Annotated in this window: 18 protein-coding genes; 10 read left to right on the forward strand and 8 right to left on the reverse strand. The window is 62.5% G+C overall.

Annotation, left to right across the window (positions count from 1 at the left end; genetic code table 11):
* Position 1: 1 nt before the first annotated feature.
* The 5 genes from GO499_RS03115 to GO499_RS03135 form a co-directional block, all read right to left on the reverse strand.
* A complete protein-coding gene (locus GO499_RS03115; RefSeq protein ID WP_161860822.1) occupies positions 2 to 1138 on the reverse strand; it encodes an ABC transporter substrate-binding protein in 1137 nt (378 codons plus the stop codon).
* Positions 1139 to 1231: 93 nt separating this feature from the next.
* Positions 1232 to 4294 (reverse strand): efflux RND transporter permease subunit, encoded by a 3063-nt coding sequence (locus GO499_RS03120; protein WP_161860823.1) that lies wholly within the window; start codon positions 4292 to 4294, stop codon positions 1232 to 1234.
* Positions 4291 to 5355 carry an efflux RND transporter periplasmic adaptor subunit gene (locus GO499_RS03125; RefSeq protein ID WP_161860824.1) on the reverse strand — a complete coding sequence of 355 codons (1065 nt, stop codon included), beginning with the start codon at positions 5353 to 5355 and terminating at the stop codon, positions 4291 to 4293. The genes GO499_RS03120 and GO499_RS03125 overlap by 4 nt, the downstream gene beginning before the upstream one ends.
* A complete protein-coding gene (locus GO499_RS03130; RefSeq protein ID WP_161860825.1) occupies positions 5352 to 6419 on the reverse strand; it encodes an efflux RND transporter periplasmic adaptor subunit in 1068 nt (355 codons plus the stop codon). Before GO499_RS03130 ends, GO499_RS03125 begins: the two co-directional genes overlap by 4 nt.
* An 87-nt stretch (positions 6420 to 6506) precedes the next feature.
* Complete coding sequence (locus GO499_RS03135; protein ID WP_161860826.1) at positions 6507 to 7343, reverse strand: AAA family ATPase; 837 nt, start codon at positions 7341 to 7343, stop codon at positions 6507 to 6509.
* 198 nt (positions 7344 to 7541) lie between these two features.
* On the opposite strand from GO499_RS03135, the gene dksA reads away from it, so the two are divergent.
* Positions 7542 to 7964 (forward strand): RNA polymerase-binding protein DksA, encoded by a 423-nt coding sequence (gene dksA, locus GO499_RS03140; RefSeq protein ID WP_161860827.1) that lies wholly within the window; start codon positions 7542 to 7544, stop codon positions 7962 to 7964.
* A gap of 63 nt (positions 7965 to 8027) precedes the next feature.
* Positions 8028 to 9131 carry an FAD-dependent monooxygenase gene (locus GO499_RS03145; protein ID WP_161860828.1) on the forward strand — a complete coding sequence of 368 codons (1104 nt, stop codon included), beginning with the start codon at positions 8028 to 8030 and terminating at the stop codon, positions 9129 to 9131.
* On the opposite strand, the gene GO499_RS03150 is transcribed toward GO499_RS03145, so the two are convergent.
* Positions 9128 to 9805 (reverse strand): ArsR/SmtB family transcription factor, encoded by a 678-nt coding sequence (locus tag GO499_RS03150; protein ID WP_161860829.1) that lies wholly within the window; start codon positions 9803 to 9805, stop codon positions 9128 to 9130. The two genes, GO499_RS03145 and GO499_RS03150, sit on opposite strands and share 4 nt — an antisense overlap.
* A gap of 71 nt (positions 9806 to 9876) precedes the next feature.
* On the opposite strand from GO499_RS03150, the gene GO499_RS03155 reads away from it, so the two are divergent.
* Positions 9877 to 10179 (forward strand): NIPSNAP family protein, encoded by a 303-nt coding sequence (locus GO499_RS03155; protein ID WP_161860830.1) that lies wholly within the window; start codon positions 9877 to 9879, stop codon positions 10177 to 10179.
* On the opposite strand, the gene xth is transcribed toward GO499_RS03155, so the two are convergent.
* Positions 10174 to 10953 carry an exodeoxyribonuclease III gene (gene xth, locus GO499_RS03160; RefSeq protein WP_161860831.1) on the reverse strand — a complete coding sequence of 260 codons (780 nt, stop codon included), beginning with the start codon at positions 10951 to 10953 and terminating at the stop codon, positions 10174 to 10176. The genes GO499_RS03155 and xth overlap by 6 nt on opposite strands.
* A gap of 96 nt (positions 10954 to 11049) precedes the next feature.
* Here xth and GO499_RS03165 point away from each other — a divergent pair, with 96 nt between their 5' ends.
* Positions 11050 to 11937 (forward strand): hypothetical protein, encoded by an 888-nt coding sequence (locus GO499_RS03165; RefSeq protein ID WP_161860832.1) that lies wholly within the window; start codon positions 11050 to 11052, stop codon positions 11935 to 11937.
* A gap of 25 nt (positions 11938 to 11962) precedes the next feature.
* Here GO499_RS03165 and erpA read toward each other — a convergent pair whose 3' ends face one another.
* Complete coding sequence (gene erpA, locus GO499_RS03170; protein WP_161863815.1) at positions 11963 to 12292, reverse strand: iron-sulfur cluster insertion protein ErpA; 330 nt, start codon at positions 12290 to 12292, stop codon at positions 11963 to 11965.
* Between the two features lie 89 nt (positions 12293 to 12381).
* On the opposite strand from erpA, the gene GO499_RS03175 reads away from it, so the two are divergent.
* From GO499_RS03175 to scpB, 6 genes are all read left to right on the forward strand, one after another.
* On the forward strand, positions 12382 to 13524 hold the full coding sequence (locus GO499_RS03175) for a deoxyguanosinetriphosphate triphosphohydrolase (protein ID WP_161860833.1): 1143 nt from the start codon (positions 12382 to 12384) through the stop codon (positions 13522 to 13524).
* 95 nt (positions 13525 to 13619) lie between these two features.
* Positions 13620 to 15353 carry an arginine--tRNA ligase gene (argS, locus tag GO499_RS03180; protein WP_161860834.1) on the forward strand — a complete coding sequence of 578 codons (1734 nt, stop codon included), beginning with the start codon at positions 13620 to 13622 and terminating at the stop codon, positions 15351 to 15353.
* An 84-nt stretch (positions 15354 to 15437) separates the two neighbouring features.
* Positions 15438 to 16352: an SPOR domain-containing protein gene (locus GO499_RS03185; protein WP_161860835.1), complete on the forward strand. Its 915-nt coding sequence runs from the start codon at positions 15438 to 15440 to the stop codon at positions 16350 to 16352.
* Positions 16328 to 17362, forward strand: coding sequence for a glycoside hydrolase family 3 N-terminal domain-containing protein (locus tag GO499_RS03190; RefSeq protein ID WP_431309882.1), 1035 nt, complete (start codon positions 16328 to 16330; stop codon positions 17360 to 17362). Before GO499_RS03185 ends, GO499_RS03190 begins: the two co-directional genes overlap by 25 nt.
* Positions 17352 to 18137 carry a segregation and condensation protein A gene (locus GO499_RS03195; protein ID WP_161860836.1) on the forward strand — a complete coding sequence of 262 codons (786 nt, stop codon included), beginning with the start codon at positions 17352 to 17354 and terminating at the stop codon, positions 18135 to 18137. The genes GO499_RS03190 and GO499_RS03195 overlap by 11 nt, the downstream gene beginning before the upstream one ends.
* Positions 18134 to 18784, forward strand: a complete 651-nt coding sequence (scpB, locus tag GO499_RS03200) for an SMC-Scp complex subunit ScpB (RefSeq protein ID WP_161860837.1) — start codon at positions 18134 to 18136, stop codon at positions 18782 to 18784. Before GO499_RS03195 ends, scpB begins: the two co-directional genes overlap by 4 nt.
* Position 18785: the final 1 nt, after the last annotated feature.

Here is an 18785-nt window from a genome sequence, read left to right on the forward strand (position 1 = left end):
GTTACATCTCGCATTCGGCGGCATAGGCGTCGCCGTGGGCGAGCAGAGCCGTGTCAACGATCTTGTTGGTGTAGACGTCACCTTCCTTGATGACCTCACGCACGTAGATATCCTGGATCGGATGGTGGTTCGGGCCGAACGAGAACGTGCCACGCGTGCTGTCGAAATCCGCTTCCTCCAGTGCGGCCTGGAAGGCGGCGGTGTCTTTCACATTCGCCTTTTCCATTGCTGAGAGCAGCAGCAGCGCGGTGTCGAAACCCTGCGAAGCATAGAGCGAGGGAAGGCGATCGTACTCCGCCTGGAAGCTTTCGACAAAGGCCTTGTTGGCGGGCACGTCGAGATCCTTGCTCCACTGCGACGTGTTCTTCACGCCGAGTGCGGCGTCACCCACAGCCTGCAGGATGCCCTGATCAAAACTGAAGGCGGGGCCGACGACAGGAATGTCGATGCCGCTGTCTGCGTATTGTTTCAGGAATGAGATGCCCATTCCGCCAGGCAGGAAGAAGAACACGCTGTCTGCACCGGATGCGCGGATGTGGGCGATTTCGGCGGCGTAGTCGGTCTGGCCGAGATCCGTATAGATCTCGTCGGCGATCTCGCCTGCGTACTCGCGCTTGTAGCCGGTGAGAGCGTCCTGGCCAGCCGGGTAGTTGGGCGCGAGGATAAACGTGTTGGTGAAACCTGCAGTGTTGGCGTAGGCCCCCGCCGCCTCATGCAGGTTGTCGTTCTGCCAGGCGACGTTGAAGTAAAGCGGATGGCAACCCTTGCCGGCGAGCTGGGACGGGCCGGCGTTGGGCGAAAGGTAGAATTTGCCCTGCGCGGTCGCTGAGGGGATCACGGCCATTGCAAGATTGGACCAGATTATCCCGGTCAGCACGTCCACCTTCTCGGACTGGATCATCTTGTCGGCCAGTTGCACGGCGATGTCCGGTTTCTGCTGGTCGTCCTCGATGACGACCTCGATATCGGTGTTACCGGACTGCTTGACCGCGAGCATGAAACCGTCGCGCACGTCGATGCCGAGGCCGGCGCCGCCGCCGGAAAGCGTGGTGATCATGCCGACCTTGACTGGGTCTGCCGTGGCAGCGGTGGCGAGCGCGGCGAGGCTGGCCGCGAGCAGCGTGGATTTGAGGCGCATGGTGTTACTTTCCCGGTTGTTACGCTTGTTCTGGTTTTGTGGGAGAGTGTGCGGTTTTCGGGCGCGCAGGCAACCCCGTATTGCGGTTGAAGCCTATTCGGACACCGATGCCGGGGCCGGTTCCTCGCGTTTTACACGGAAGACGGCGAGGTAGAGTGCGGGCACGAACACCAGTGTGATGATCGTGCCGGCGATGATGCCGCCCATCATCGCATAGGCCATCGGCCCCCAGAATATCTGGCGCGAGATGGGGATGAGCGCGAGACTGGCTGCGGCGGCCGTCAGCAGGATCGGGCGAGCCCGGCTGTCGCTGGCCTCGAAGACCGCATCCCATGCGGACCGCCCTTTCTCGCGCAGGACCTCGATTTCGTGGACGAGGATAATTGAATTGCGGATCAGGATGCCGACCAGGGCCAGCACGCCGAGAATCGCGACAAATCCGAGCGGTGCGCCAGAGGGCAGGAGGGCGGCGACGACACCGATCAGGCCGAGGGGCGCGACACAGAGGACGACGAAGGTGAGGCGGAAGCTCTGCATCTGGATCATGATAAGAAAGAGCATGATCAGGATCATGAGCGGCACGACGGCCGCTATGGGTGCCTGACTGTCGGCGCTGGTCTCGACGGCGCCGCCGACCTCCGCCCTGTAGCCGAAGGGAAGATCGGCGTTGAAGGCGGCGACAGCGTCGGCCAGATCGGCGACGACAGTGGCCGGCTGATCGGCGGTGGCGATGGCGCCCTTGACGGTAATCGTCGGTATCCTGTTGCGCTGATGGATCACGGGCTGCTCGGTGGCGACAGGGAAGGTGGCGACGGAACGCAGCGGAATAGTCGTGCCGCTGGCGGTATTGAGTTGCAGGTCTGCGAGGGCCTCGACCGAGCTGCGATCCTCTTCGCTGCCGCGGGCGACTATGTCGATCAGGTACGATTGGTCTCGCAACTCGGTGACGTTCGATCCGTCGTAGATTGCGTTGAGCGCGGTCGAGATGTCGCTGGCGGTAATGCCGAGTTGCCTTGCCTTGTCCTGCAGGATCTCTACCCGGACGACGCGGGCGGGCTCGTTCCAGTCCATGACGATGCCAGTCAGCCGCTCGTCCTGCCCTAACAGGGCGGCGAAGTCGCGGGCGCTGTCGCGCAGTATCAGGATGTCAGGTCCTGAAATTCGGTACTGGACCGGCCGGCCCACAGGCGGGCCGATTTCCAGCAGTTTGACGAAGGCATCGACGCCCGGGAATTCGGTGCGTGTCACCTCGTCCAGTTGAATGCGAAGGGCATCGCGATCCTCGACGGACGGAGTCTGGATCACAATCTGGCCCGTATTCGGCCCGGGGGTCGGCGTATCAAATGAGAGTAGGAAACGCGGAGCGCCGCGACCGACGTAGGAAGACCAGAAAGAGACGTGTTCGTTGCCGTCGAGATAGGTCTCCAGCCGCTCGATCTCCGCCTCTGTCGCGGCGATGGACGCATTCTGGGGGAGGGTGATATCGACAATCAGTTCCGGGCGGTCGGAATTGGGAAAGAACTGCTGCTCGACAAAGCGCATGCCGAAGATCGAGAGCGCGAACACGGCCAAGGTTATGACAATGGTCAGCCAGCGGAAATGCATCGCAGCACGCAGCAGGCGGTGGAAGCCGCGTCGCAGACGACCTGGTTGCGCATCATGTTTGTGCATGTTCGAGGACAGCATCGTCACCCCGATCAGCGGTGCGAAGAGTACGGCGACGACCCATGAGACCAGCAACGAGACGGCGATGACGACGAACAGCGAGAAGGTGAACTCGCCCGCCGCCGAGGAATTGAGGCCGATGGGGATGAAGCCGGCGACGGTCACGAGCGTGCCCGAAAGCATCGGAAAGGCGATGCTCGTCCAGGCATAGGAGGCCGCCTTGCGCATGCTTTCGCCTTTTTCCAGGCGGGAGATCATCGTCTCGATGGCGATCATCGCGTCGTCCACCAGCAGGCCAAGGGCGATGATCAGCGCGCCAAGCGAGATGCGCTGCAGCGTGATGCCGGTGTATTCCATAATGACGAAAGTGATCGCCAGCACCAGTGGAATGGTGAGGGCGACGACAAAGCCGGCGCGGAGACCGAGCGAGATGAAACTGACGGCGAGAACGATGAGCACGGCCTCCGCCAGCGCTTGAATGAAGTGGCCTACGGCTTCATCGACCACGTGCGGCTGGTCGGCGACCTGATGGATGGTGATGCCTATGGGCAGATCGGCCTGTGCCCGCGCGATCACGTCGCTCAACTCTTCGCCGAATTCGAGAATATTGGCGCCCTTGCGCATACCGACGGCGAGGCCGATCGCCTCTTTGCCTTTGAAATGGAAGAGTTCCGAAGGCGGGTCCTGATAGGCGCGGCGAATTTCCGCCACGTCCGTCAGGCGGAAGAAGCGGCCGTCGATGCGCAGGTTGATGTCCTCCAGGCTGCCGGCATCTGCGAACTGTCCGCCGACGCGGACGAGCACCTGCTCGGGGCCTGCGTCGATCACACCGGATGGGAGAATGGCGTTCTGGGCGGAGAGTGTGGCCTGCACGGCCTGTTGGTTGAGGCCGAGGGCCGCGAGGCGCTCGGTGGAGAATTCAAGGTAAATGACCTCGTCGCGGGTGCCGAAAATCTCGACCTTACCGGCATCGTCCAGCGCCTGAACGGTGCGGCGGACATCTTCCACGTAGTCGCGAACCTCACGGTGGGAAAATCCGTCCGACGTGAAGGCGAAGATGTTGCCAAAGACATCTCCGAAAGTGTCATTGAACTGAAATCCTGCGAATTCGGCGGGGAAATCGCCGCGGATGTCGCCGATCATGTTGCGGACCGTCTGCCAGATACGGGGCAGTTCGCTGGCGTCGGTGGTGGGCAGCAGTTCGACATACACGATCGTCTGGCCGGGTATGGTGATCGAGCGGGTGAAATCGAGTTCGGGAAGATCCTCCAGCTTCTTCTCGATCCGGTCGGTTACCTGTGTTCGGGTCTCCTGCACATCGGCGCCGGGCAGGGCGGCGGAGATCACCATCGTCTTGATCGAGAAATCCGGGTCTTCTTCCCGGCCGATGTTGAGATAGGACAGCGTGCCGGCGATGACCGAGACGATCATCAGGAACCAGACGAAGGAGCGGTGATCGAGCGCCCAGTCGGAGAGATTGAAGGATTTCACGGTTCTATTCTCCGGCCGACATGCTGCCCGTCAGACAGCGAGTGAATGCCCTTGATCACCACCTCGTCGCCCGGCGCGATACCTTGCAAGATGCGGACGCGGCTGCCGAAGGCCTCTCCGAGGGTCACAGGGGTGCGGACAACGGTGCTGTCGGAACGGTCAACCTTCCAGACAGAGGGCGATCCGTCGGGGTCGACAAGGGCGGCGAGGGGAAGTGTCGAGGTAGCTTCGGAATCGGCCTGGGGGCGCACGCGAACGAGTGCGCCGAGGCGGAAGGCATCGCTCGGATCGACCAGTGTCAGGTGCAGGCGTCGGGTGCGTGTGGCACGTTCGGCCACCGGATCGATCCTTGACAGGATTGCGTTGGCGGCGATGCGTGGATCAACCGCCAGCAGGGCATCGAAGCGGGTGCCGACTTCGAGAGTGGCTACATCCTGTTCGGTCAGGTCTATGACGACCTCGCGTTCGTCGGTGCCGGCCAGCCGCAGCACTGCCTGGCCGGCTGCGAGGGCGGCACCGGGTTCGGCATAAACTTCTGTAATCACGCCGTTTTCCGCTGCCCGCAAGATGGCTAGGCTGCGCATGTCCTCAGCACGGGCGAGTGTTGCCTGTGCCTGTTCCAAGCGGGCCTCGGCGGCGACGAGGGCGCGGCCCGCGTCCTCCAGCCGGGTTTCGCTATCAACGCCACGCGCCGCCAGTTCACGGGCCCGTGCCTCGGCATCTTCTGCGGAACGGTATTGGGCCTGTGCTACGGTGACACCGGCCTCGGCTGCACGGACATCGGCATCGAGTGTCTCGGGATCGAGCCTCGCCAGCACGTCGCCGGCCTCAACCCGGTCGGCGGCACCCGCCGGGCGCTCCGCCAGGCGTCCGGCCAGAGGGAAACCCAGGTCGGTGCCGGTCCGAGAGGCGACGGTGCCAACGTAGTCGTTGCCGGTGGCGGCAGTGAGACTGACGATCTCCGTGACCACCGGACGCGGCACCTGCGAAACCTCGGCGGCGTCTTCGGCCAGTGCGGACAGCGGCAGGAAGACGAGGATGGCGGCCAGTCGGCGTATCACTGTGCGGCCTCCGAGTAAGTAACGATGCGGCCCGGATAGAGCAGTTGTGCCCCCTTGGTGACAACGGTCGTACCTTCTTCGACGCCATTGGCGAGCAGGATGCGCCCGGTCTCGAATCGGTCGATCTCCACATTTCTGAGCGTCACGGCCATCGTTTCGGGATCGACAATCCAGACGGCAGGCCCGTCGGAGTTGGCCGAAAGCGATGTGAAGGGCAGGGCGATAAAGGGTGCAACGGTGCGGGTGGCGGTGCCGCGAACGGCATCACCGTATGCTACGAACCGGGGAGGATCGGTGATCGTGACCTTGACGGCGACGGTGCCCTTTTCGGGATCGACGAGGGGCGCCATTTCGCGGGCAATTCCCTCAAAGATTACATCTGGATGGTCGATCAGCGTCAGTTCGACCTCAGGTTTTGGCAGATCGGTGGTCAGCAGCACCTCCGGAACGTCGAATACGGCATCGAGGGCATCGCCTAACGCCAGCGTCATCACCGGCTGGGCGGCGCCGACGACCTGACCGGGTTCCACCGAGCGATCAATGATCGTGGCGTCGGTGGGGGCGAGCAACACCGTATCGTCGAGTGCATCGTGCGCCCTGTCGAGTTCGGCGCGAGCCTGCGCGAGGCCGCCTTCGGCGATCCGCAATGCATCCTCGGCGTCGTCACGGCTGATGCGTGTGGTGGCACCGCGTTCGAGCAGGGCGGTCTGGCGTTCAAGATCCTCTACCGCTTGCCGGTGGTCGGCCTCGGCGGTCGAAAGACCGGCTTCGGCGGCACGGACAGCCTGCTCCTGCTGAACGGACTGCATGCGGGCAAGCACTGTGCCCTCGGTGACCGTGTCGCCCTCTTCGACCAACACTTCGGCAATGCGTCCACCGGAAGGAAAGGAAGCCGAAAGGGTATCCCGCGCAGCGATCTCCCCCGTCAGCGAAAACGTGCGGTCATCGGACACGTTCTGTGCCTTGACCACCTCCACCACCAGCGGCTGGTCGGCGGTGGCGATTGCCGCCGCGAAGATCGAGATCAGCGCCGAAAAAATGATGGCGCGCATCGGGGGGAACATGGCTGACCTTTGCAATTCGCTTTTGCGCTAATTCATGCGCCCGACTTAGGCGCATTTAAACCAGTTTAAACCGTCTGCTCGAAAAAATCAGCCGCGACGGGCCAGAAATGCCAAACGTTCGAACAGATGCACGTCCTGTTCGTTCTTCAAAAGTGCGCCGTGCAATTTCGGCAATGCGTCTTTGGCGTTGCGTTGCAGGTCGGCAGCATCAAGGTCCTCGGCGAGCAGAAGTTTCAGCCAGTCCAGCACTTCGGAGGTGCTGGGCTTTTTCTTCAGGCCCGGTGTTTCGCGGATTTCGAAGAACTGTTCGAGAGCGGCGGAAACGAGCGACTTCTTGATACCGGGGTAATGTACCTCGACAATACGGGCGAGGGTTTCGGCATCGGGAAAGCGGATGTAGTGGAAGAAACAGCGGCGCAGGAATGCGTCCGGCAGTTCTTTCTCGTTGTTGGAAGTGATAATAACGATCGGCCGATGAACGGCCTGCACCGTCTTACCGGTCTCGTAGACGTGGAACTGCATCTGGTCGAGTTCCTGAAGCAGGTCGTTGGGAAATTCGATGTCGGCCTTGTCGATTTCATCGATCAGCAACACCTGCCGTTCCGGTGCGACGAAGGCTTCCCACAATTTGCCGCGACGGATGTAATTGGCGACATCGTTAACGCGCGGATCGCCCAACTGGCTGTCACGCAGGCGCGAGACGGCATCATATTCGTACAGCCCCTGCTGCGCCTTGGTTGTGGATTTGATCGACCACTCTGTGATCGGAGCGCCGAGAGCCTGTGCAACCTGTCGCGCCAGTTCGGTTTTCCCTGTTCCCGGCTCACCTTTTACGAGCAGAGGCCGCTCCAGCGTGATGGCGGCGTTGACAGCGACCTTGAGATCCTCGGTCGCGATATAGTCTTTCGTTCCGGTAAATTTCATGCAGTGGTCCTTCGGAGCAGAGTCCGATGAGGCCTAGCCCAATGCGCACGCTTTTCAAGTAGTTTTGACCATATTGCCGCCCATCTTGCGCGTGACAATTTCTAACAAAGGGTTTAGACGAAGCGCAGTGAAGGGCCAGCGCCCCAGGGTATTGGCCCGCCGTGGGAGACACTAACTATGGTCAGGGGTAGTGCGGCGATGAAAGCTGAAAACAATTTTGACAAAGATTACCGTCCCGCTGAGGATGAGCCGTTCATGAACGAGCGTCAGCTTGAGTACTTCCGTCAGAAGTTGCTGACGTGGAAGGCCTCCATCCTGGAGGAAAGCCGTAACACGATCGAGGATATGCAGGCGGGGACACGCAACATACCCGATGTGACGGATCGGGCTTCGGAAGAAACCGACCGTGCGTTGGAACTGCGAACGCGCGATCGCCAGCGTAAAGTCGTGGCCAAGATCGACTCGGCATTGCGCCGGATCGAGGATGGCAGCTACGGCTATTGCGAGGATACCGGCGAGCCAATCAGCCTGAAGCGGCTGGATGCCCGCCCTATCGCGACCCTGAGTCTGGAAGCGCAGGAACGACATGAACGCAAGGAGCGGGTGCATCGCGACGACTGACCGTGAGTTGCAACCACGTGCATCGGGGGCCTTCGGGCCCCTTTTGCGTCTGAAGGGGCGGGAATGAAGGTCGCGGTCATCGGTGCGGGCATCGGAGGTGCGGCGGCGGCGCTGGCGCTGGCGCGGCGCGGCCATGACGTGGAGGTGTTGGAGCAGGCTGAAGCGCTGGGGGAAGTCGGCGCCGGTTTGCAACTTGGACCTAACGCCGTGAAAGTTCTGCGTGCCTTGGGGGTCGCGCCTCCGGCGGAGGGGCCCGAAGCCATCGTTATGGTGGACGACCTGACGGGACGGGCTATTGCACACGTGCCGATGAATCCGGATATGGAAACGCGGTTCGGTGCGCCCTACTGGCAGTTGCACCGCGCCGACCTGCTTTCAGCGCTGGCGGATGCGGCAAAGACGGCTGGCGCTACGTTCCATTTAGGCCAGAAGGTCGCTGCTGCGCCGGACGCGGATTTGGTGGTGGCTGCCGACGGAGTGAGGTCTGGCTTTCGGGAAATCGTTGCGGGTCCGGGTTCGCTGGCCTATTCCGGGCATGTGGCATGGCGGGCGCTGGTGCCGGCGGCCGCAGTACCCGACGGCTGGGGCCGACGCACGCGGCTGTTCATGGGGCCGCGACGCCACATGGTTCTGTATCCCTTGCGCGGCGGCGAGTTCTGGAACCTGGTGGCCGTGGCGGAACGGGGCGATTGGCAAGCGGAAGGCTGGCGGCAGGAGGGTGATCCGGAGGCGTTGAGGATGGCGTTCGGTGATGTCTGCGCAGAGGCCGCGGGGGTTCTGAGCGCTGTCGATCAGTGCATTCTCTGGGGATTGTTCGCCCATCCGCCGCTTGAGCGTTGGTGCAAGGGTAACGTCGCGCTGTTGGGTGATGCCTGCCACCCGATGCTGCCCTATCTGGCGCAGGGCGCCGCCATGGCGATCGAGGATGCCTGGGTGCTGGCGGACTGCGTCAGCGCGGACGGCCTGAATGGCTTGAGCCGGTACGAAGCCCTGCGCAAACCCCGTGCAACGCGGGTACAGCGAGCGGCTGTCGCCAATGGCAAAGTGTATCATATTGCCCATCCGCTGCTGCGGCGGGGATTGCATATCGGCATCGGTGTGCGGGCACATCTGCCGGGCGGGCTGATCGGCCGGTTCGGCTGGCTCTATGGCGGTGATGTGACCTAGGCCGGTAGCGGGAAGGCCGCGAAGAATTCCGTTTCGCCCCGGCTGGTGAAGTTGATGACCCGGCTTTCCGGCTGGCGCATTGCCCAACCGAGGCTCTCAAAACGCGAGAGATAGGCACGGCCAAGACTGCCGGCGAGGTGGCTGCGCCGCTCCGACCAGTCGAGGCAGGAGAGGGTGATGGGCTGGCGCAGCGTTTCGGTATCGATACCGAAGTCAGTGGCGGCCGCTGCCCCGGCAGCTGTGAGTTCGGGATGGCCCGCCACCTCCAGGATGTGGCTGTTGGCCAGCAGGCTTTCGTACAGTCGGATGCCGAAATCACCCGCCAAGTGATTGTAGCACACGCGGGATTTACGCAGCGCCGGATCCTTCGGGCCGGGGCGGGAGCGCATGTGGCCTGCGACTGCGGCGAGGCCCATCATTCTCTCCAGCGTCTGACCGACATCTTCATGCGCGAGGGCGAAATACTTGTGGCGGCCCTGAGATCGGACGCCGATGAGCCCGCCCGATTGCAGCTTGGCGAGATGGCCGCTGGCGGTGGAGGCGGTGATGCCGGCCTCAGCCGCGAGTTCGGTTGCGGTCAGCGCCTGCCCACCCATGAGCGCCGACAACATGTTGGCGCGGGCGGGGTCGCCGATCAGGGCGGCGATGCGGGCAATATCCGGACCTTCTTTCATAGTTTGATCTGCGCCGAAGCATGAAGGTCTGTCAACCAGTTATCCCTTGGGCAGCAACAGAGGAGTGTGTCATGCTGACCTGCATCATCCGGTATCATATCGAGCCGACGAAACGGGCCGCGTTCGAGACCTATGCGCGCAACTGGAACACGGCGATTCCACGCTGCGGTGCCGACCTCATCGGGTACTTCGCGCCGCACGAAGGCTCCAGCACATTGGCCTACGGAATCTACAATGTTGCCAGTCTTGCCGACTACGAACAGTACCGGGCGCGATTGGCGTGTGACCCACTGGGGCGGGAGAATTTCGAATTCGCGATGGAAGAGCGGTTTCTGCTGCGGGAGGACCGGACCTTCCTGAAGCGGGTACTATAGATCGAGTTCCACCCAGACCGGCACGTGGTCTGACGGTTTTTCGCGGCCGCGGACATGGGAGTCGATTTCGCAGGTGATCAAGCGGTCGGCGCATTGTGGCGTCAGCAGAAAGTGGTCGATGCGGATGCCGTTGTTCCGTTCCCATGCTCCAGCCTGATAGTCCCAGAAAGTATAGGTTTCCGGTGCAGTGGATGTGGCGCGGAGCGCATCTGTGAAGCCCAGATTGACGATACGCCGCCAGGCTGCACGGCTTTCGGGCAGGAACAGGGCATCCTCTGTCCAGTTCTGCGGGTTGGCGGCGTCCTCGCTTTGGGGAATGATGTTGAAGTCGCCAGCCATGAGCGCAATTTCTTCTGATTCCAACAGCGCTTGCGCGCGTTTTTTCAGGCGCTCCATCCAGGCTAGTTTATAATCGTATTTCGGTCCGGGCGCCGGGTTGCCGTTCGGCAGGTAGAGGCCACAAATGCGCAGTGCCTGTTTGCCCACGACCGTCGCTTCGATCCAGCGCGCATGGTCGTCGTTGTCATCGCCGGGCAGTCCGCGGGTGACATCTTCCAAAGGCAGTCGGGAGAGAATGGCGACACCGTTGAAGCTTTTCTGACCATGCGTCTCGATACTGTAGCCGAGATCCTCGATCGGTTCCCGCGGAAAGGTTTCGTCCAGTGACTTGATTTCCTGAAGGATTGCGACGTCGGGCTTTCCCTCCTCCAGCCAGGCCAGCAGGGCGGGCAGGCGAGCCTTGATGCCGTTGATGTTGAATGTCGCGATCTTCATGGCAGGTCTCCCGCTTTTCGGCAGGTGCTACCACCCGTGCCACGTTAAGCCAATATTAATCCTTGCAACGGCCTGATGGGCAGCATGGAGCCGGTCGTGATCAAGATTTTCGGGGAACGGAACACCGGCACGCGAGCCGTTGGGGCCATGCTGGCGGGTATGCCGCATGTCCGGCGCCGGGTGGTGGAGCGCACTGTTCCCGAGGCCGATGGGCGGGTAGAGGCCGCGATCCTTTCCGAGATGCGCGGCAGTTGGCGGCGGCTCTATCTGCATGCATTGCGCGACGAGGCCGCGGCGCTGCAAAGCGCTGCTGATCCGTGGAAACATGCAGCGCCGGTTTTAACACCCGAGATGCGGGCAGCGGGGGTGAGAACGATCTGCATGTTCCGCAACCCCTACTCATGGTTTCTGTCGTTCGCGCGACGGCCTTACCACCTGAAGGGGCCGCCAGCCCGATCACTCGAGGCGTTCGTGCATCGGCCCTGGATGACGGAAAGGCGAGAGGGTCTTGCTGCGATCCTCGCCAGCCCGATGCTGCTGTGGAGCGAAAAATCCCGGGCGGCGATGCGCTATCGAAATGAAGCGGTGCAGGCGGGATGTTTCTGTGAATTCATACACTTCGAACAGTTTGTTCAGAACCGTCTCGCGCTTGTCGAGCAGGCCTTGACGGACATGCATGTTCCGCTGTCGGGGTTGTCGGACCTTTCATTGAACAGCAAGTCCGGCGATCCCGACCCACAGGCGCTGGCCCGCTGGTACAGGGTGGAGGGATGGCGGGAGGACCTGACGCGACCGCTGGTGGCGGGTATAAATGCGCATGTGGACTGGAGTGTTGCGGAAGGGCTGGGTTATCGCCGCCGCGATCCGGCCGATTATCCCGAGCAATTGGCACCCGACCATGCCGAACGGATCGCGCTGGAGATGAGCGGCCTTGGTGCCAACTGGGATCGCAGAATCGACGAACTGGGACCGCTTAGCGCATAAGTGCGGCTGCCTGCTTCAGCATCGTTTAAATAGAGAACGACGTGCCGCATCCGCAACTGGACGTCGCGTTTGGGTTGTTGATGACGAAACGCGCGCCAATGAGTTCGCGGGAGAAGTCGATCTCCGCATCGGCGAGAAACGGCAGCGACACCGGGTCAATCAGGACGGCCATGCCCTCCCGTTCAAGCACGATGTCGTCATCCGAGGCCGTGTCCTCCAACTTGATGTCGTACTGAAAACCGGAACAGCCGCCGCCTTCCACGGCAACGCGCAGAAACTTGGTGGTGCCCGCGTTCTCCGTTATCGCCTTCAACTGGGCAAAGGCTCGGTCCGTCACGCGAGGGGGCAGGTTCAGGTCCATCGTTTGTTCGCCTTTCTCACGGCAATCACATCGTTATAAGGAATGTAGGGCCGATCCCGGCCCGCAACAAGACCGGAGAGACCATGGCCCTTGCCCCCTATGCAACCCGCCCCGAAGACAGCCGGGGGCGGCTGGTGGCCGAGCCGCCGTCGCGCCACCGCTCACCTTTCCAGCGCGACCGGGACAGGATCATTCATTCCAGTGCGTTCCGGCGGCTGAAGCACAAGACGCAGGTTTTTGTCGAGCACGAGGGCGATTACTACCGTACCCGGCTGACGCACTCGATCGAGGTGGCGCAGGTGGCCCGTACACTGGCCAAGGCGCTCCGCCTCGACGAGGAGCTGACTGAGGCAGTGGCGCTTGCGCACGACCTCGGCCACACACCTTTCGGTCATACCGGCGAGGATGCGCTGGCAGAGGTGATGGAGCCCTACGGCGGATTCGACCACAATGCGCAGGCGCTGAAGATCGTGACCTCGCTGGAGACGCATTACGCAGATTTCGAGGGACTGAACCTGACGTGGGAGACGCTGGAAGGGATTGCCAAGCACAACGGGCCGGTGACGGGGGATCTGCCTTTCGCGCTGTCCGAATATGACGCGCGGCACGATCTCGAGCTGTCCACCCATGCTGGCGCCGAAGCGCAGGTAGCGGCGCTGGCCGATGACATAGCCTACAACAACCACGATCTGGACGACGGGTTAAGGGCAGGGCTGTTCACCGTGGGCGAGATCGCGGAGTTGCCGATCATCGGCCCGGCATACACGGCGGTGGATCGCGCCTATCCGGGGCTCCCGGCGCGCAAACGCCGCTACGAGGGGCTAAGGCGCGTCTTCGGAGCGATGGTCGAAGACGTTTTGCAGACGAGCGCCGATGCGCTGGAAGACTCCGGCGCTCAGAGCGCTGCCGGAGTTCGGGCGCTGGGGCGGCCGGTAATCTGCTTTTCTGATGGGATGTTTGCCGATCTGAAGCATATCCGTGCCTTTCTGTTCGCGCGGATGTACCGGCACCCGGATGTTGCGGAGATGCGCAAACGCTCCGACCGGATCGTGCGAGAACTTTTCGCGGCGATCATGGCGGATGTAGCATTGATGCCGGACGACTGGCAGGCGGCGGCGGAGGCCTGCGAGGAAACGGGGCGGGCGCGGATGGTGGCCGATTACGTCGCGGGTATGACTGATCGTTTTGCGATCGATCTGCACGCACGGCTGTTCGGCACCAATTGAGGGCAGGGCGGCGGCGCAGGGCGCGATCTTTCGCGTCTGGAAGCGTTGGGGGGGCTGTGTTATGCGCAGCAGCGAACGTCTGAGAGGCTGATGAAATGAATGTGTTTGCCGATATCCGGGCCATGGTGGTGACGGCTCTGGAAGCAATGATGTCCGAAGGCGCATTGCCCGCGGGCCTGTCCCTCGCCAACGTGACGGTGGAACCGCCGCGCGATGCCGCTCATGGTGATATGGCGACCAATGCCGCGATGGTTCTGGCCAAGCCTGCCGGTCAGAAGCCCCGCGACATTGCCGACGCCCTTGCCGCGCGCCTGGTGGCGGATGCCAGGATCGACGCTGCCGAGGTTGCAGGGCCGGGCTTTCTGAACCTGCGTCTGGCGCCTTCGGTCTGGGCTTCGGTGATCCCGGCGGTGCTGGAGGCGGGGGCCGCGTTCGGCAGTGCACCGGCAGGCAGTGGCCAGAAGATCAACGTCGAGTATGTCTCTGCCAATCCTACGGGGCCACTGCACGTCGGCCATACCCGTGGCGCGGTTTTCGGTGATGCACTGGCGGGGCTGCTGGAGTTTGTCGGCAACGAGGTGACACGGGAGTACTACATCAACGATGGCGGTGCGCAGGTCGATGTGCTGGCCCGGTCGGTTTACCTGCGTTACCTGGAGGCGCACGGGCAGGAAGTTGCGTTCCCGGACGGCACCTATCCCGGCGACTACCTGATCCCTGTCGGGCAGGCGCTGAAGGACAAGGTCGGCGACGCTTTCGTCGACATGGGCGAGCAGGGCTGGCTGGCAGAGGTGCGGGAATTCGCAACCGAAGCGATGATGCAACTGATCCGCGATGACCTGGCGGCGCTCGGCGTCGAGATGGACGTGTTCTATTCCGAAAAATCGCTGTACGGCACCGGCCGGATCGAGGGCGCGATTGCGGCGCTGGACGGCAAGGGGCTGATCTACGAGGGTAGGCTGGAGCCGCCGAAGGGCAAATTGCCAGAGGACTGGGAGGCGCGGGAGCAGACGCTGTTCCGCTCGACCGCGCATGGTGATGACGTAGATCGGCCGGTGAAGAAATCCGACGGAGCCTGGACTTATTTCGCGCCGGATATCGCCTATCACTACGACAAGGTCGAGCGCGGCTTCGATGCGCTGATCGATGTTTTTGGTGCCGATCACGGCGGATATGTCAAACGGATGCAAGCGGCGGTGTCCGCGCTGTCGGACGGGCGGGTCCCGCTCGACATCAAACTGACGCAACTGGTCAAGCTCTACAAGAATGGCGAGCCGTTCAAGATGAGCAAGCGGGCGGGGACGTTCGTGACGCTGCGCGACGTGATCGACGAGGTTGGCGCAGACGTGACCCGGTTCACGATGCTGACGCGCAAGAACGATGCTCCGCTGGATTTCGATTTTGCAAAGGCAACGGAGCAGTCGAAGGACAATCCGGTTTTTTACGTGCAGTATGCCCATGCCCGGATCGCGTCGGTGATGCGGAAGGCACAGGGTGACATTTCGGATGCGCAGCTTGCCGCGGCGGATCTTTCTGCGCTGTCACACGAGGCTGAACTGGGCCTGTTGCGCAAGGCGGCGGAATGGCCACGGCTGGTAGAGTCCGCGGCGACAGCACATGAACCGCACCGCGTCGCTTTCTACCTCTATGACCTTGCCAGCGCTTTCCACGCTTTGCAGCATTTGGGCAAGATGGAGCCGGAACTGCGGTTCCTGCGCGAGGATGCGCCTGAGGTGACAGAAGCGCGGTTGGCGCTGATCCGGTCCGTGCAGCTTGTGATTGCGGCCGGCCTTGGTATTCTGGGAGTGACTCCGGCTAACGAAATGTAACCTTTTTGCGTTACGCATAATATTTCGGGGTTGGTACTGAGGTAAACACAAGATAGTGTGTGCGCGAGCAGAGGCACGCCGAACATGCAGGATATGACATATGGTGATTCCCACGAGGAGGGTCCGGTCGGGGCCGCCTTTTGGGTTGGTGTTTTGGTCAAGTGGGGCGGGGCGCTGCTGTCGCTCGCGCTCGTGGTGTTGCTGGTGCTCTGGGCCTGGCGGCTGACCACCCGCGACCCCGGCGAGGTGCCGGTGATCAAGGCGCTGGGCGGAGCCGTGCGCGTGGCTCCGGAAGTGCCGGGCGGCCGAACGGAAAACCACCAGGGACTGGAGGTCAACGAGGTGCTGGCCGGCGAAGAGGCCGGGCTGCCGAGACAGGCCGAGCTTGCGCCACCACCGGCAACGCTGGCCGAGGAGGACCAACCCGGGCCACTGGCACCGGAAGTGCTGCCCGCGATCCCGGAGGACCCGTCGGAGGCGCCGGAAACGATCACAGTGGAGCGTGAGGGCGGCGATGAGGTCGAGGTGGAGGTTCCCGGCGGCTCTGGCGACGATCTTCAGGCCCTGATCAACGAGGCCGTGCGCGGCGTGGTTGAAGAACCGGCGGAGAGCGGAGGCAACGAAATCGTTGCTGTGCTGCCGCGTCCTCGGCCGAGCGATCTGCGGGCCGGAACGGGGGCCGTCAGCCAGAGCACGGCAGTCGGCACGGAATCAGCGCAGACAGGATCCGAGATCGCCTCGGTGGCGATTGGAACCCGCACCATTCAACTGGGCGCCTTTGACAGCGAGCGGGATGCGCGCACGGCGTGGGACCAGTTGGCGCGGCTTCACACTGATCTGTTGGCGAGCCGCGACCGTTATATCCAGGAAGCCCAGTCCAACGGACGCACATTCTATCGCCTGCGGGTGCTGGGTTTTGACAGTTCGGCGGAGCAGAACAGCCTCTGCGAAGCGCTCAAGGCGCGGCTCGTGGCATGCATCCCGGTGACGGCACGATGAGCGCGGCGCGGGCAGCGATCTTCGGCTGTACGGGACCAGTGCTGGAGGCGGATGAACGGGCGTTTCTGCGTGAAGCCGATCCTTGGGGATTTATCCTTTTTGCTCGCAATCTGGAGACCCCGGAACAGATCCGGGCGTTGACTAGCGAACTTCGGGCGACGGTGGGCCGCAACGCGCCAATTCTGATCGACCAGGAAGGCGGGCGCGTGGCACGTCTGCTGCCACCGCATTGGACAGGCTGGGAGGACGCGCTGCCATTCGTTGCACGGTTCTCGCCGGAAGCGGGGGCGGAAGCGATGCGCCTGCGCTACCATGTCATCGGCACGGAACTTCGGGCACTGGGCATTGACGTCAACTGTGCGCCGATGGCCGATATTGCCCAACCTGACACGCACCCGGTGGTGCGCACCCGCTGCTATGGCACCGATGCCGGCACAGTCGCCCAGATGGCACGCGCCGTGACGGAAGGGTTGGCGCTAGGCGGCGTGTTACCAATCCTGAAACACATTCCCGGCCATGGCCGGACCGACCTCGATAGCCACGCGGACCTGCCAGTGGTGCATGCCGATGCGGTGACGCTGAACGCAGAGGATTTCGCGCCGTTCCGGGATTTGGCCGATTTGCCAATGGCGATGACGGCGCATGTCGTCTATCCCGCGCATGACGCGGAAAATTGTGCCACATGGTCACCGAAGATGATCTCGCTGATCCGAGAGACTATTGGTTTCGACGGCCTTCTGATGAGCGACGACATTTCCATGCACGCGCTGACGGGGACGATGGACGTTCGCGTCAGCAAGGCGCTGGATGCGGGCTGTGATATCATCCTCCATTGCAATGGCGAGCGGGACGAAATGGCGGCGATTGCCGCGGTTGCACCCCGGTTGGAGGGCGACGCGCTTCGGCGCGCGGAAGCGGCGTTGGCTGCCCGGACGGAAGTTCAGCCCATCGACGTGCCAGCAACGCTCGCCCGGATTGAAGACCTGAAGGAGGCCGCCCATGCCCGATGATCAGTTCGTCGATCAGGGCCAAACAACCGAGGCCCGCCTTGCCGCCGAGGCGTTGGTCGTCGATGTCGACGGGTTTGAGGGGCCGCTTGACCTGTTGCTGACACTGGCGCGGACGCAAAAGGTGGATTTGCGCCGCATTTCAGTGCTGGCATTGGCGGAGCAGTATCTTGGCTTTGTGGAGCAGGCGAAGAAGCTGCGCATCGAACTGGCCGCCGACTACCTTGTGATGGCGGCCTGGCTGGCATTCCTTAAATCCCGTTTACTGCTGCCACCGGATCCGGCAGAGGAAGGCCCCTCGGGTGAAGACCTTGCCGCCCATCTGGCATTCCAGCTTGAGCGGCTGGAGGCAATGCGCCGGGCCGCAGCTCAGTTGATGGGGCGTGATCAGCTTGGCCGGGATTTTTTCGCCCGAGGTGAACCGCAGGCAATGACCACAAAAAAGAAGGTGGAGTATTCGGCGACGGTTTTGGATCTGATGCAGGCTTATGCCCGCATCAAGACACGGGACGATTTTCAGCCATTCCACCTCAAACGCGGCCCGATATACACGATGGAGCAGGCGCTGGAACGAATGCGCGGGTTGATTGGCCATGCGACGGAATGGTCGGCACTGGAACAGTTTCTGCCTGAAGGCTGGCAGCTTGATCCGAAAAAGCGCCGCTCCGCCGTGGCAGCGACTTTTGCCGCCAGCCTTGAACTGGTCAAATCGGGCCGGTTGAGCATCCGTCAGGAAGAAACGTTCGCGCCGATCCAGTTGCGCAGGAACGACGGATGAGTGACGGGGCCGAACAAGGCAGTGTCGCCTCTTTGTTCGAGGCGCCGCCGCTGGCGGAGCAGGAACGGATGATCGAGGCAATCCTGTTCGCCGCTGACAAGCCAATGACGCTGGCGCAGATCGAGGCACGGATGCCGCACGGCTCAGACGCGGGTGAAGCGCTGACCTATCTGCGCAAACGCTACGAGGGCAGGGGCGTACAGGTTTCGAAAATCGGCGACGCCTATGCGTTCCGCACGGCGGGCGATCTCGGCTTTTTGATGAGCCGCGAGAGCGTGGAGCCGCGTAAACTGTCGCGCGCGGCCATCGAAACGCTGGCGATTATCGCATATCACCAGCCGGTGACGCGGGCCGAAATCGAGGAGATCCGCGGCGTGTCCGTCTCTCGCGGCACGCTGGATTTGCTGCTGGAGCTTGAATGGATCAAGATCGGCCGCAGACGAATGACGCCGGGGCGGCCAGCGACATTTGTGGTGACCCAAGGCTTCCTCGACCACTTCGCACTGGAGAGTGCAAAGGACCTGCCTGGCATTCGCGAATTGCGCGATGCCGGGTTGCTGGAAAACCGGCCGATGCCTGGCAAGGGCGCTGAGCAGGACGACGGCGACGGCGAGGATGACGACGATCAGGACGACATGTTCGAGTAGG

The sequence above is a fragment of the Algicella marina genome (assembly GCF_009931615.1).
GTDB lineage: Bacteria > Pseudomonadota > Alphaproteobacteria > Rhodobacterales > Rhodobacteraceae > Algicella > Algicella marina.